We start from the raw sequence: 13,681 nt of genomic DNA on the forward strand, positions 1-13,681 counted from the left end.
GGCCTGATGACGCCTGTTCCTGACAGGCAAAAACCAGAAACCGCACACACTTGAACAAAACCCCGCCGAAAATCGACGGGGTTTGTCAGTGGTCTGAAGCCGGGCACGCGCCCGGCTTTTTTGTTGCCAGCGGTTGCGCCATCAATTGTTTTGATCGTGACTTTTATACTTTGAATATCTTGCACGAAGAGCCCGGATTTCCTCGCTTCCGCGAGACCTTAATGGCAAGAAGCGGCAAGAGTATTCATCCGGCTAACGGCCAATGAAGGTCTGGCCCCTTTTCAACCATCACAGAATTGTTTCATACTTGCAGCCTCCCGAGACTTTTTGGGGGTTATGCGATGAACTGGTTGCTCGAAAGATTCGTTTCTCGCCTCGTCCGCAAAGGGAAGCTTTCCATCACCGATGCGGCAGGGAAACTGCGTGTCTTCGGCGATGGGAGCGGCGATCCGGTCCATATTGTCATCCACACGGCGGCCGCCGAACGCGCCATCGCGATCGATCCGACGCTGGCGGTGCCGGAGCGCTATATGGATGGTGAGATCGACATCGTGGAAGGAGATCTTCTCTCTTTCCTTCAGCTCGTGTACTCCAACATGGACGAAACAGGCTCGCAGCTCTTTCTCGTCAAGCTCGGAGAGGCGCTGCGTCATCCCTTCCGCCGTCTGCAGCAATGGAACACGGCTGCGCGCGCCAAACGAAACGTCCACCGGCACTACGACCTCTCGGAAGAGCTTTATCGTCTCTTCCTCGATGAGGACATGCAGTATTCCTGTGCCTATTTCGAAACACCCGAGGTCTCGCTCGAGGAAGCGCAAAGGGCCAAGAAACGCCATATCATGGCGAAGCTGGCGCTGGAGCGGGGACAGAAGGTGCTGGACATCGGCTGCGGCTGGGGCGGACTGGGCCTCGATATTGCACGCCAGTTCGACGCCAATGTGCTCGGGGTGACGCTGTCCGAAGAACAGCACCGGGTGGCCAGCAGCCGCGCGCGTGAACAGAAGCTCTCAAACAAGGCGCGGTTCGAGATTGTCGACTATCGCTCTCTCAAGGGGCCGTTTGACCGAATCGTGTCGGTCGGCATGTTCGAGCATGTGGGCATCAACCACTATCGCACCTTCTTCGACCAGAGCGCCCGTCTTCTCGCAGATGACGGCGTGATGCTGCTGCATACGATCGGGCGTTCCGCGCCGCCGGCGGCCACCAACGCGTTCATTCGCAAATACATCTTCCCCGGCGGCTATATTCCGGCGCTGTCGGAGGTGATGCCGGCGATCGAACGGTCCGGTCTGATCGTTACCGATGTGGAGATCCTCCGCCTGCACTATGCCGAAACCCTGAAGCACTGGCAGGCACGGTTCCAGAAGAATCGCGCCAGGGCTGTGGAAATCTATGACGAGCGTTTCGCCCGCATGTGGGAGTTCTACCTGGCCGGCTCTGAGGCATCGTTCCGATGGCAGGAGATGGTGGTCTTCCAGATTCAGCTCACCAAGAAGCGTGAGACCCTGCCCGTGACCCGAGCCTATATCGGCGAAACCGAGAAACAGCTCGCCGATGCGGACGGCAAGGGGTCCGGAAAATTCACGCAGGCGGCCGAATAGAGCCACAATCCAGCGCTTCCCGCGTAGATGACACGTTGTCAAGCGAATCATCTAGTATGAACGTCTTTTCGAGATGCTGTGGTTTTCGTGTCGTGGATGAGCGTGGATAATGGGATTACCCGGCTGGTTCGTCGTTTCCCCCCTTATCATCGGAGTCTGCAGCGTCTAGGAAGGCCCCTGGGGTGCCGGGACGTTCATGTCTTTCGTTTGTCCGGGCGCGAATGACAGAGCAACACCGGAACAAAAATGATGGCAGAGGCGGCAGTCCGCAAACTTGAAACGGCGGAAACCCAGCTTTATCGGGAAGCACCAAACAATATCGAAGCAGAACAGGCGCTGCTCGGCGCCATTCTGGTGAACAACGACGCGCTTTACCGCGTGTCCGATTTCCTGAAGCCGGTTCATTTTTACGAGCCCCTGCACCGTAAGATTTTTGAGGTTGCGGGCGAGCTCATCCGCATGGGCAAAACAGCCAACCCCGTCACGATCAAGACGTTTCTGCCCGCCGAAGAGAAGGTCGGCGAACTGACGGTTGCGCAATATCTGGCGCGCCTGGCGGCTGAAGCGGTCACCATCATCAATGCCGCCGACTATGGTCGTGCGATCTACGATCTGGCTATCCGCCGCGCGCTGATCACGGTCGGCGAGGACATGGTCAACATCGCCTATGACGCGCCGGTGGACATGGCTCCGAACAAGCAGATCGAGGACGCGGAGCGGCGTCTTTTCGAACTGGCGGAAACCGGGCGCTATGATGGCGGGTTCGAGAGTTTTGGCGATGCGACCAAGATCGCCGTCGACATGGCGAATGCCGCCTTCATGCGCGACGGGCATCTCTCGGGAATTTCCACGGGCCTGCGCGACCTCGATGGGCGCATGGGCGGGCTCCAGTCCTCCGACCTGATCATCCTTGCCGGCCGCCCGGCCATGGGCAAGACCTCGCTCGTGACCAACATCGCCTTCAACATTGCAGCCGCCTATGAGCCGGCACAGCAGGCAGACGGCTCCTTTGCGGCTGCGAATGGCGGGGTCGTCGGCTTCTTTTCGCTGGAAATGTCGTCGGAGCAGCTCGCCACCCGTATCATTTCCGAGCAGACCGAAATCCCTTCCTCCAAGATCCGCCGCGGTGAGATTACGGAAACCGATTTCGAAAAGCTGGTGGCCTGTGCGCAGACGATGCAGAAGATTCCGCTCTTCATCGACCAGACGGGCGGCATCTCCATCGCCCAGCTTGCCGCCCGTGCCCGCCGCCTGAAGCGCCAGCGCGGCCTCGATGTCATCATCATCGACTACGTACAGCTCATGCAGGGCTCGTCCGCAAAATCCGCTCAGAACCGCGTGCAGGAGATCACCGAGATCACCACCGGCCTCAAGGCGCTCGCGAAAGAACTTTCGGTGCCGATCATTGCGCTGTCTCAGCTCTCGCGCCAGGTGGAGTCACGCGACGACAAGCGCCCGCAGCTTGCCGACCTGCGCGAATCGGGCTCCATCGAGCAGGACGCCGACGTTGTGCTTTTCGTCTATCGTGACGAGTACTATCTGAAGAACAAGGAACCGAAACCCGGTACCGAGGAGTATCTTCAGTGGGAAGCCGAGATGAACGAAGTGCGCGGCAAGGCCGAAGTGATCATTGCCAAGCAGCGTCACGGCCCGACAGGCACCGTGCAGCTTGCCTTCCAGGGCGAATTCACACGCTTCTCGGACCTTGCCGAAGAGGACCGTATGCCCGAGCGTTTTGAGTAACAGCACCTCTGCACAGGGATTAGCGCCATGACCCGTAACAACCCGCATTTGCGCGGCGCCGATCCCCGCGTGGCCGGGGGACGGCTGACGGTCGACCTCGACGCGCTGGCTGCCAATTACAGGTTCCTCGCCGAACAATCGACACCGGCCGAAGCCGCCGCCGTGGTGAAAGCCGACGCTTATGGGCTCGGCACCGGTCCGGTTGTCGAGGCGCTGGTTGCCGAAGGATGCCGCAAATTCTTCGTTGCCCTCCCCGAAGAGGGGCTTGCCGTTCGCAGGGCCGCTCCCGAAGCCGACATCTACGTCTTCAACGGTCTTTTCAGCTCCGAGGCGGCCTCCTTCTACCGCGAAGGGCGCCTTCTGCCGGTTTTGAACTCGCAATCCGATCTCGCCATCTGGGAAGCCCATGGCTGGGACGACGGAGACACGCCGCGCCCATGCGCGCTGCATGTCGAAACCGGCATGAACCGGCTCGGGCTCACGCCCGAACGCGCCCGCATCCTGGCGCAGGAGAATGCGCTGACCGGGGCTTTGTCGCCGCGGCTGATCCTCAGCCATCTGGCCTGTGCCGACACGCCGGATCATCCGATGAACCGGCAACAACTCGAATCATTCCAGGCACTTTGCGAACTTTTTCCAGATGCTGAATCAAGTCTGGCGAACTCCGCGGGAATCTTCCTGGGTAGCGAATTCCTGCGCGATGTGACGCGCCCCGGCGTGGCGCTTTACGGTAGCAATCCCGTAAGTGGCACCGAAAACCCCATGCGCCCCGTGGCAAGCGTGCATTCGCGTATCGCACAACTGCGCCATGTGCCGGTCGGCGGCACCGTCAGCTATGGGGCGACCCCGCTCGACCGGGACACGCTCGTTGCCGTAACCGCCACGGGCTATGCAGACGGCTACCATCGCTCCGGCTCCGGTGCCGGCGTGCCGCTGCGCGCTGCCGTGCCTGAAGGCGCATTCGGGTTCATCGAGGGCCAGCGCGTGCCGGTGCTCGGCCGCGTCACCATGGACCTTACGCTTTTCGATGTGACCGATCTTGGACCCGACGCCCTGCAGGTGGGCGATTTCATCGAGCTCATGGGCCCCAACCTCCCGGTGGACGAGCTGGCTGCCGCCTGCGGGACGATCTCCTACGAGCTTCTGACCGCGCTGGGGCATCGTTTCGAACGCCATTATGTGCGCGGCGGGGACCGCATCTGATGGCCCGCGCGCGCGTTCAGTTCATCTGCCAGAACTGCGGCACGGTGCACGCGCGCTGGGCCGGCAAGTGCGACGGCTGCGGCGCCTGGAACACACTTGTCGAGGAAGGCACCTCCAGCGGCATCGGTTCCGGCCCCCAGGCGGCCTCGCGCAAGGCCCGCAAGGGGCGTGCGGTGGCGCTGACCACGCTTTCGGGCGACATCGAGGACGCGCCGCGAATCACCACCGGAATTGGCGAGCTCGACCGGGTGACCGGTGGCGGCTTCGTGCGCGGCTCGGCGCTGCTCGTGGGCGGAGATCCGGGCATCGGCAAGTCCACCCTGCTCACCCAGGCTGCGGCCGCCCTTGCCGCGCGCGGCCACCGCATCGTCTATGTATCGGGCGAGGAGGCGGTGGCGCAGATCCGCCTGCGCGCGCAGCGCCTGGATGTGGCGCAGCAGCCGGTGGAACTGGCAGCCGAGACCAACGTCGAGGATATTCTGGCGACCATCGAGGACGGCAAGCGCCCTGATCTCGTCATTCTGGATTCCATCCAGACGCTGTGGACCGACATGGCCGAATCCGCGCCCGGCACGGTGACGCAGGTGCGCGCGTCGGCGCAGGCCATGATCCGCTATGCGAAATCGACCGGCGCCGCGGTGGTTCTGGTCGGTCACGTGACCAAGGAAGGCCAGATCGCCGGCCCGCGCGTTGTGGAGCACATGGTGGATGGGGTTCTCTATTTCGAAGGTGAAGGCGGGCACCACTACCGCATCCTGCGCACGGTGAAGAACCGCTTCGGCCCCACCGACGAGATCGGCGTGTTCGAAATGGGCGACAAGGGGCTGCGCGAGGTCTCCAACCCGTCTGAGCTGTTTCTGGGCGAGCGCAGTGCAGCGGCCCCCGGTGCCGCTGTCTTCGCCGGCATGGAAGGCACACGACCGGTTCTTGTGGAAATCCAGGCACTTGTTGCCCCCTCGCCGCTCGGCACGCCGCGCCGCGCCGTGGTGGGATGGGATTCTGCAAGGCTTTCCATGGTCTTGGCCGTTCTGGAAGCCCATTGCGGGGTCCGTTTTGCTACCCATGACGTGTATCTGAACGTGGCCGGCGGCTACCGGATTTCGGAGCCGGCAGCCGACCTTGCGGTGGCGGCGGCACTGGTCTCCTCACTCACCGGGCTTGCCCTGCCCGCCGATTGCGTCTATTTCGGCGAAATCAGCCTTTCGGGCGCTGTCAGACCCGTTGCGCATGCAGCGAGCCGTCTCAAGGAAGCCGAAAAGCTCGGCTTCGCCCAAGCGGTCATGCCGCGGGGCAGCGAGGACGGATCGGGTGCCATCGCAGCACGGGCGGCGCGGCCCGAAGCGCTGGCCGAACTTGTGGCCCGGATCGCGGGCGCCAAGGCGGCCTGAATGAATCGATTGGCGGCACAGTGACCCGGAAGATAAAGAACATGACCTTGCGGGGGCATCCTAACTGCCAAAGGAGTAGGGGTGACAATGCCAATCACGTTGCTTGACGGAATTCTTGTCGGCTTCACGCTCGTTTCGGCCATGCTGGCCATGGTGCGCGGTTTCTCGCGCGAGGTGCTGTCGATCGCTTCGTGGGCGGCGGCTGCGGTGGCGGCCTATTATTTTCATCCACTGGTTCTGCCCTATGTGAAGCCCTATATCAGCAATGACATGCTGGCCTTGGCCGTTGCGGCAGCAGCCGTCTTCCTCGTGGCGCTGATCGTGGTGACGATCATCACGATGAAGATCGCGGATTTCATCATCGATTCGCGCATTGGTGCGCTCGACCGCACACTTGGCTTCCTCTACGGTGCCGCACGCGGTATTCTGGTGGTGGCGGTTGCGCTTCTGTTTCTCAACTGGCTGATGGGTGCGAACCCGCCGAGCTGGGTTGCGGAAGCCAAATCCCGGCCATTGCTGGATGGCGTGGGTCAGTGGATCCAGGCCATGCTTCCGGACGATCCGGACAACACGGTTTTCGATCGCCTCACCAATGGCGCATCCGGCGAGGGCGAAACCGCAAACTGACGGTCGCGGGCCGTCTGTGTCACAATGAAAGGGCGGCCAGAAATGGCACTGGAAGACAATTTGCCTCTCGCAGGCGAAGCGGACGACCATTTTCATGATGAATGCGGCGTGTTCGGCATTTTCGGACGCAGTGACGCCGCGGCCATCGTAACGCTTGGCCTGCATGCCTTGCAGCACCGCGGACAGGAAGCGGCCGGCATCGTCTCCTTCGACGGCACCCAGTTCCATGTGGAGCGTCATATCGGCCTGATCGGCGATACGTTTACCAAACAGTCGGTTCTGGACCGCCTGAGCGGCAGCCGCGCCATCGGCCATACGCGCTATGCAACCACCGGCGGCTCGGGCCTGCGCAACGTCCAGCCCTTCTTTGCAGAATTGTCGGACGGCGGTCTCGCCATCGCCCACAATGGCAACATCACCAATGCCATGACCGTGCAGCGCAAGCTGCAGAAGGAAGGGGCGATCTTCTCGTCCACCTCGGATACGGAGACGGTTCTGCACCTTGTCGCAACCAGCAAGGAACGCGACACGAACACGCGCTTCATCGAAGCGGTGCGGCAGATCGAGGGTGCCTTCTCGATTGTCGCGCTTACCTCGAAAAAGATGATCGGCTGCCGCGATCCGCTGGGCATACGCCCGCTGGTTCTCGGCGATCTCGACGGCGCTTACATCCTGGCCTCGGAGACCTGTGCGCTCGACATCATCGGCGCCCGCTTCGTGCGTGATTTGAAGCCGGGCGAGATGGTGGTCGTGACCGAAAAGGGCATCGAGAGCTTCTTCCCCTTTGAAAACAAGGAGAAGCCGCGCTTCTGCATCTTCGAGTATGTCTATTTCGCGCGGCCGGATTCCCTCGTCGAGGGACGCAATGTCTATGAGGTGCGCAAGGAAATCGGCGCGGAGCTGGCGCGCGAAATGCCGGTCGAGGCCGATATTGTCGTGCCGGTGCCGGATTCAGGCACGCCCGCCGCCATCGGTTATGCTCAGGCCGCCGGCCTTCCCTTCGAACTCGGCATCATCCGCAACCACTATGTGGGACGCACCTTCATTCAGCCGACCGATTCCATCCGCCATATGGGCGTGAAACTGAAGCACAATGCAAACCGCCGCTGCATCGAGGGCAAGCGGGTTGTGCTGGTGGATGATTCCATCGTGCGCGGTACCACGAGCCAGAAAATCGTGCAGATGGTGCGCGACGCAGGCGCGGCCGAAGTGCATATGCGCATCGCCTCCCCACCCACGCGTTCGCCCTGCTTCTACGGCGTCGACACGCCGGAAGCGGCCAAACTTCTCGCCTCGCGCATGTCGGTCGAGGAGATGGCCGACTTCATCCGGGTCGATTCGCTTGCCTTCCTGACCATTGACGGGCTCTACCGCGCGGTCGGAGAGGCAGCACGCAATGCCGAGCAGCCGCAATATTGCGATGCCTGCTTCACCAAGGACTACCCGACGCGGTTGACCGATCACGACAGCACAGACAATGTGCGCACGCTTTCCCTTCTCGCAGCAGGCGGTCAATGACAGACACAAAACCAGACCTGAAAGGCCGGCTGGCTCTCGTCACCGGCGCATCCCGCGGCATCGGCTATTTTCTGGCAAAAGAGCTTGCAGCCTGCGGCGCGCATGTCGTCGCCGTGGCGCGCACTGTCGGCGGTCTTGAAGAGCTCGACGACGAGATCAAGGCTGCGGGCGGCGAGGCCACGCTCGTTCCGCTCGATCTGACCGACATGGCCGGTATCGACCGGATTGGCGGCGCCATTCACGAGCGCTGGGGCAAGCTGGACATCATGGTCGCCAATGCGGGCATTCTCGGCGTGATCGCGCCGCTTGGCCATGTGGAGGCGAAGGTCTTCGAAAAGGTCATGAACATCAATGTCACCGGCACATGGCGGCTGATCCGGACGGTGGACCCGCTGCTGCGCGCTTCGGACGCGGGGCGTGCGATCGTGATGTCATCGGGGGCGGCACACTCCGCACGGGCATTCTGGGGTCCCTATGCGGCCTCGAAGGCGGCTGTCGAGGCGATGGCGCGCTCCTGGGCCGACGAGACCAAGAACATGCCGCTGCGGGTCAACTCGGTAAACCCGGGCGCGACCCGCACAGCCATGCGTGCGCAGGCCATGCCGGGTGAAGATCCCGCGACGTTGCCGCATCCTTCTGAAGTGGCAGCCAAAATCCTGCCGCTTGCGAGCCCGGAATTGACGGAAACAGGCCTGATCTTCGACGTAAAGAAAGATCGTTTTACCCGTTACCAGATGCCTCAGTGAGGCGGACACAGGCTCCGTTTCAGACCAGACTTCGCGATTGACCTGCCGGACGCTTTCGTTACCTTTCCACGCGGCAGCGGACGAAGACGCCGCGCCAAAAAGGGGCTGCGGAAGGGACAGCGTTCGATACGCAATTGACCCGAACGTAGACATTGATGCCGGACTTTGCCGACAGGTGAAGAACCGGCGATTGGGAGATGCGGCATGATACTGATCATCGAATTCGTGCTGCTTGTCCTGGCGGTCTGGGCCGCCATGGCAGGCATCGTCCAGTATCGGCGCGGCGTCAGCTTTCATCAGGCAGCGCTGCACGCGCCGCTAAAGCTTCTGTTTCGCATAAGCGACCGCGAGGTCGATGCGGCGCGAAAGGCCGATACACCGGTCATCTATGCCGTGTGGCATCAATCCGGTCTCGACCCGGCGACGATGCTTGCTCTTCTTCCCGACGACACGCTGCACATTCTCGATGAGGCATCGGCAAAGTCACCCTTTCTCGAACCCTGGCGCGCGCTCGCGCGGACAATCGCCTTCAACGCACACCATGTTTTTGTCAGCCGCCGGCTCGTGCGCCGCCTCAGAGGCAATGGCCGGCTTGCCGTCTATATGCCCGACGACACCGAACCGGACACCAAGGCATTTCGCCTGTTTCGTGCCGTCGCGCGCATTGCGCTCAAGGCAGAGGCACATGTGGTTCCTGTCTATATGGAACGGCGCGGGTTCGTGCCCGCGCGCCACGTACGCACCCTGCCCCCGATGACAATCGAGGCATTGATTGCGCGCTCGGGCCGGGAAGACATGCGGGCTTCCGAAGCCCTGTTTGGACGGATGATCGAGGTGCGTGGCGCACCGGCTCCGACGAACGAGACCTGATCTTGCCGGATTATTCCTGCTCTCCACCGGCTTCTTCCGCCGCCTTTTTGTCTTCCAGTTCCGCACGGCGGGCGTAGGCGCGCATGCTGAAGACAAGGAAGACCAGATAGCCAAGGGCTGAGACCGTAAGCGTCATCCAGGTGAAACTGGTCAGAAGAAGCACGTAGAGCGCCAGCCCCAGGATCAGCGGCAGAACATATTCGCGCGGAACCCGGCTACCGGAACTCTTCCCCGAATAGACCGGCAGGCGGCTGACCAGCAGAAACCCGATCAGCACCGTATAGGCCGAAGCTGCAAAGGCCATGGTGGTGTCCGGCGCGATGCCGAGAAACCCCAGATAGACTGGCAGGAGCACCAGTGCCGCTCCCGCCGGCGCGGGAACGCCGACGAAATAATCCGTATGCCAGGCGGGACGATCCGGATCGTCCAGCATGACATTAAAGCGTGCAAGCCGCAGGCAGCAGGCGATGGCGAAGAGAAGCGCAGCGATCCAGCCGAGCGCACCCGCCTGATCGAGCACATAGGCATAAAGAACCAGAGCCGGCGCGACGCCGAAATTGACGATGTCGGCCAGCGAATCCATCTGCGCGCCGAATTTCGACGACGCCTTGAGCATGCGGGCCACGCGACCATCCACCGCGTCCAGAAACGCGGCAATCAGGACCATGACAACCGCCGTCTCGACGCGGTGCTCGAAAGCAAGCCTGATCCCGGAAAGCCCGGCACAGATGGCCAGAACGGTGATGACGTTCGGCACCAGCATGCGCAGCGGAATTTCACTGAGCTTGGGCCCGCCCCCGCCATGCGGTTCGAATGGTGGAAAGGGCCCTGCCATCAGGAAACCCTGACGATGGGCTGTTTCAGATCGCTCCCGAAAGCCGCAATGACTGTCTCGCCACCAACCGCGGTCTGGCCGATCGCAACCCGTGGCACAGCACCTGCCGGGAGGTAGACGTCGACACGGGATCCGAAGCGGATCAGGCCGAACCGTTCACCGACAGTGATTTGCCCGGGCGCCTCAGCCCAGCAGACGATGCGCCTCGCCACGAGCCCGGCGATCTGCACCACCGGAACCGGGCCGTGCGGGCTCTCGATCACGAGGCCGTTGCGCTCGTTCTCACTGCTCGCCTTGTCGAGTTCGGCGTTGAGAAACCGGCCCGGCCGATGCTCGATCAGGGAAATGCGGCCCCGCACCGGCGCACGGTTGATGTGGCAGGAGAAGACATTCATGAAAACGGAGATGCGGGTCATCTCCCCCTCGCCCATGCCAAGCTCCGTCGGCGGCACGGCGGGGCCAACGAAGGACACGACGCCATCGGCCGGCGCAATCACCAGACTGTCGTCGACGGGGGTCACGCGCTCGGGATCGCGGTAGAAATAGACGCACCAGGCCGTCAGGATCAGGCCGATCCAGAACAGCGGCCCCCAGATCAGCCCCAGGACAATGGTTGCGCCGGCGAAAGCCGCAATAAAGGGATACCCTTCGCGGTGGATCGGCACCAGCGTGTTGCGGATCGTGTCAATCAGGCTCATCGGCGGCCACTTTCAAATCGAATGAATGTGCCGCCTTGGTAACGGAATCCGGGTTCTCCCGCAACGCATCAACCGGGCTGCCGGCCCGTTTCCAACACCTGCGTGCCGTCACCAAGCCCATGAAGTGGTTCAGGGAGGGAGCCGAGGCCGTCCCTCAGTAAGCGGGCTGGCGGCGCACCACCACGCCCATTTCATCCGTTTCACGCGCCTTGCGCAGCCGCTCTTCGGCCTCGGTGGCTTCACGCTGACGGCTCCACATCTCCGCATAGAGCCCGCCGGCAGCCAGAAGGTCGGGGTGACGGCCGCGTTCGGCTATCTCCCCGCCTTTCAGCACGATGATCTCATCGGCGTTGATGACGGTGGACAGGCGGTGCGCGATGACGAGCGTGGTGCGGCCACGGCTGACCGTGTCGAGCGCTGCCTGAATTTCCTGCTCCGTGTGCGTATCGAGTGCCGAGGTCGCCTCATCCAGCAAGAGAATGGGCGGGGCCTTGAGAATGGTCCGGGCGATGGCGACACGCTGTTTTTCACCGCCGGAGAGCTTGAGCCCGCGCTCGCCCACCATCGTGCCATAGCCCTCCGGCAGGCTCTCGATGAAGGGGCCGATCTGTGCCATCTCGGCCGCGCTGCGCACCTCCTCGTCGCTGGCGTCGGGCCTGCCATAGCGGATGTTATAAGCGATGGTGTCGTTGAAGAGCACCGTGTCCTGCGGCACCATGCCGATGGCCGCACGCAGGCTCTCCTGCGTCACGTCCTTCACGTTCTGTCCGTCGATGGTGATCTCGCCGCTCTGGGCATCGTAGAAGCGGAAAAGAAGGCGCGAGATGGTGGATTTTCCGGCGCCGGAGGGACCAACCACGGCAACGGTCCTGCCAGCCGGGATCTCGAAGCTGATGCCCTTCAGGATCGGCCGTTCGGGATCATAGGAAAAGCATACATTCTCGAAGCGTATATCGCCTTTCTCGACGGTCAGTAGCCTTGCGTCAGGCCTGTCGGTGACCTCGGCGCGAACGTCGAGCAGGTCGAACATCTGTTCGATGTCGGTCAGGCCCTGGCGTATTTCGCGATAGACAAAGCCGATGAAATTCAGCGGGATGGAAAGCTGCATCAGCATGGCATTGATGAAGACGAAATCGCCCACCGTCTGCGTGCCGCGCATCACTTCATAGGCGGACAGCCCCATGGCGGCGGTCATGCCAAGCCCCAGAATGACGCCCTGTCCAAAATTGAGCCAGCCGAGCGATGTCCAGGTGCGGGTTGCCGCGTCTTCGTAACGCGCCATGGAGCGGTCGAAACGCCGTGCTTCCATGGCTTCGTTGTTAAAATATTTGACCGTTTCGAAATTGAGCAGGGAATCGATGGCCTTGGTGTTGGCGTCCGTATCGGAATCGTTCATCTGCCGGCGAATGCCGATGCGCCAGTCACTCGCCCGGATCGTGAACCAAGTGTAGAGCCATACCGTGACGGCGACAATCGCCACATAGATCCAGCCATAGGCGAAGGCAAAAATGCCGGCGGCGAGGAAGAATTCCAGAACGGTGGGGATCGAGTTCAGGATCGTGAAGCGAACGATCGTGTCGATGCCCTTGGTGCCGCGCTCGATGATGCGCGAAAGTCCGCCCGTGCGGCGCTCCAGATGGAAGCGCAGCGAAAGCTGATGCATGTGGACGAAGGTGCGGTGGGCGAGCTGGCGCACGGCGTGCTGCCCGACACTGGCAAAGAGGGCGTCGCGCAACTGGTTGAAACCGAGCTGGACGACACGCACGACATTATAGGCCACGACGAGCATGATCGGACCGGCCAGCATGGCCGGCAGGAAGCCCGGCGCCTCCCCTTCCCCGGAAAGGGTATTGGTGGCCCATTTGTAGAAATATGGCACGAAAACGAGGATGACCTTGGCAAGCACCAGAAAGAAGGCGGCAATGACGACACGCCGCTTCAGGTCGATCCGGTCGGATGGCCACATATAGGGCCACAGATTGCGCAGGGTCTGGAAGGTGGAGCCTTCGGCGGATACGGTCTTATTGGTCATTCGCTTCGGCCCCGTGGCTGGATGTTCTATTCTTCCTGGCATCGATACAGGTCTGTGTCAGACGCGCCAGGGCTTCTGTCAGGCCTGCAAGAGCCTCTGTGTCCACCTCATAGCGCGAGCTTTGCCGCTCAGGGCGCACATGCACCAGCCCCGCCTCCACAAGCACTTTCAGGTGCTGGGAAACCGTGGACTGCGCCAGATGCAGATGACGCACCACATCCTTGCAGCAGCACGCATCATAGCCCGAAAGATGCTTCAGTATCTCGACCCGCACAGGGTGAGACAGTGCGCTCAATCCCTTCGTCATGGCGTGATGCGCACAGCAGGCGCCTGACAACGAGCGTGGCATGGCAGAACCTTTCATCGTTCATCGGCGATATACGATGAAAGGTTCTGTGATTTCAAGAGAAAGAGGGAATT

At 61.9% G+C, this 13,681-nt stretch carries 13 protein-coding genes; 8 read left to right on the plus strand and 5 right to left on the minus strand.

The window, feature by feature from the left end; all coding sequences use genetic code 11:
• A partial coding sequence (locus tag AC07E3_RS15105; protein ID WP_478363041.1) for a hypothetical protein occupies positions 1-185 on the minus strand: 185 nt, incomplete at its 3' end.
• Positions 186-341: 156 nt separating this feature from the next.
• Between AC07E3_RS15105 and AC07E3_RS15110 the strand changes: the two genes are divergently transcribed.
• The 8 genes from AC07E3_RS15110 to AC07E3_RS15145 all read left to right on the plus strand — a co-directional run bounded on the left by AC07E3_RS15110 (position 342) and on the right by AC07E3_RS15145 (position 9,696).
• Positions 342-1,601, plus strand: a complete 1,260-nt coding sequence (locus tag AC07E3_RS15110) for a class I SAM-dependent methyltransferase (RefSeq protein WP_478363043.1) — start codon at positions 342-344, stop codon at positions 1,599-1,601.
• Positions 1,602-1,850: 249 nt separating this feature from the next.
• The gene (locus AC07E3_RS15115) at positions 1,851-3,344 is read left to right on the plus strand and encodes a replicative DNA helicase (RefSeq protein ID WP_007007704.1); all 1,494 of its coding nucleotides are present in this window, start codon (positions 1,851-1,853) and stop codon (positions 3,342-3,344) included.
• A gap of 27 nt (positions 3,345-3,371) precedes the next feature.
• Positions 3,372-4,547 (plus strand): alanine racemase, encoded by a 1,176-nt coding sequence (gene alr, locus AC07E3_RS15120; RefSeq protein WP_478363045.1) that lies wholly within the window; start codon positions 3,372-3,374, stop codon positions 4,545-4,547.
• Positions 4,547-5,935: a DNA repair protein RadA gene (gene radA, locus AC07E3_RS15125; protein WP_336065609.1), complete on the plus strand. Its 1,389-nt coding sequence runs from the start codon at positions 4,547-4,549 to the stop codon at positions 5,933-5,935. The genes alr and radA overlap by 1 nt, the downstream gene beginning before the upstream one ends.
• A gap of 87 nt (positions 5,936-6,022) precedes the next feature.
• Entirely contained in the window at positions 6,023-6,562 is a 540-nt protein-coding gene (locus AC07E3_RS15130; protein WP_007007707.1) for a CvpA family protein, read from the plus strand.
• A gap of 42 nt (positions 6,563-6,604) precedes the next feature.
• Positions 6,605-8,080, plus strand: a complete 1,476-nt coding sequence (gene purF / locus AC07E3_RS15135; protein WP_478363049.1) for an amidophosphoribosyltransferase — start codon at positions 6,605-6,607, stop codon at positions 8,078-8,080.
• Entirely contained in the window at positions 8,077-8,826 is a 750-nt protein-coding gene (locus AC07E3_RS15140) for an SDR family NAD(P)-dependent oxidoreductase (RefSeq protein WP_478363051.1), read from the plus strand. Before purF ends, AC07E3_RS15140 begins: the two co-directional genes overlap by 4 nt.
• A 204-nt stretch (positions 8,827-9,030) precedes the next feature.
• Positions 9,031-9,696 (plus strand): 1-acyl-sn-glycerol-3-phosphate acyltransferase, encoded by a 666-nt coding sequence (locus tag AC07E3_RS15145; RefSeq protein ID WP_336065621.1) that lies wholly within the window; start codon positions 9,031-9,033, stop codon positions 9,694-9,696.
• 10 nt (positions 9,697-9,706) lie between these two features.
• Here AC07E3_RS15145 and pssA read toward each other — a convergent pair whose 3' ends face one another.
• The 4 genes from pssA to AC07E3_RS15165 form a co-directional block, all read right to left on the minus strand.
• Positions 9,707-10,531: a CDP-diacylglycerol--serine O-phosphatidyltransferase gene (gene pssA / locus AC07E3_RS15150; protein WP_223004413.1), complete on the minus strand. Its 825-nt coding sequence runs from the start codon at positions 10,529-10,531 to the stop codon at positions 9,707-9,709.
• Complete coding sequence (locus tag AC07E3_RS15155) at positions 10,531-11,229, minus strand: phosphatidylserine decarboxylase (RefSeq protein ID WP_478363054.1); 699 nt, start codon at positions 11,227-11,229, stop codon at positions 10,531-10,533. Before AC07E3_RS15155 ends, pssA begins: the two co-directional genes overlap by 1 nt.
• 154 nt (positions 11,230-11,383) lie before the next feature.
• Positions 11,384-13,261: an ABCB family ABC transporter ATP-binding protein/permease gene (locus tag AC07E3_RS15160; RefSeq protein ID WP_478363056.1), complete on the minus strand. Its 1,878-nt coding sequence runs from the start codon at positions 13,259-13,261 to the stop codon at positions 11,384-11,386.
• A complete protein-coding gene (locus AC07E3_RS15165) occupies positions 13,251-13,568 on the minus strand; it encodes an ArsR/SmtB family transcription factor (protein WP_336065629.1) in 318 nt (105 codons plus the stop codon). The genes AC07E3_RS15160 and AC07E3_RS15165 overlap by 11 nt, the downstream gene beginning before the upstream one ends.
• Positions 13,569-13,681 lie beyond the last annotated feature (113 nt).

The sequence above is a fragment of the Nitratireductor lacus genome, assembly GCF_056431025.1.

Excerpts from the sequence above, each read along its gene's own strand:
- alr (WP_478363045.1), top strand. The coding sequence starts at position 3,372 with ATGACCCGTAACAACCCGCATTTGCGCGGCGCCGATCCCCGCGTGGCC.
- AC07E3_RS15160 (WP_478363056.1), bottom strand. The coding sequence starts at position 13,261 with ATGACCAATAAGACCGTATCCGCCGAAGGCTCCACCTTCCAGACCCTG.
- AC07E3_RS15145 (WP_336065621.1), top strand. The coding sequence starts at position 9,031 with ATGATACTGATCATCGAATTCGTGCTGCTTGTCCTGGCGGTCTGGGCC.
- purF (WP_478363049.1), top strand. The coding sequence starts at position 6,605 with ATGGCACTGGAAGACAATTTGCCTCTCGCAGGCGAAGCGGACGACCAT.
- AC07E3_RS15155 (WP_478363054.1), bottom strand. The coding sequence starts at position 11,229 with ATGAGCCTGATTGACACGATCCGCAACACGCTGGTGCCGATCCACCGC.
- AC07E3_RS15140 (WP_478363051.1), top strand. The coding sequence starts at position 8,077 with ATGACAGACACAAAACCAGACCTGAAAGGCCGGCTGGCTCTCGTCACC.
- radA (WP_336065609.1), top strand. The coding sequence starts at position 4,547 with ATGGCCCGCGCGCGCGTTCAGTTCATCTGCCAGAACTGCGGCACGGTG.
- AC07E3_RS15165 (WP_336065629.1), bottom strand. The coding sequence starts at position 13,568 with ATGACGAAGGGATTGAGCGCACTGTCTCACCCTGTGCGGGTCGAGATA.
- AC07E3_RS15115 (WP_007007704.1), top strand. The coding sequence starts at position 1,851 with ATGGCAGAGGCGGCAGTCCGCAAACTTGAAACGGCGGAAACCCAGCTT.
- AC07E3_RS15130 (WP_007007707.1), top strand. The coding sequence starts at position 6,023 with ATGCCAATCACGTTGCTTGACGGAATTCTTGTCGGCTTCACGCTCGTT.
- AC07E3_RS15110 (WP_478363043.1), top strand. The coding sequence starts at position 342 with ATGAACTGGTTGCTCGAAAGATTCGTTTCTCGCCTCGTCCGCAAAGGG.
- pssA (WP_223004413.1), bottom strand. The coding sequence starts at position 10,531 with ATGGCAGGGCCCTTTCCACCATTCGAACCGCATGGCGGGGGCGGGCCC.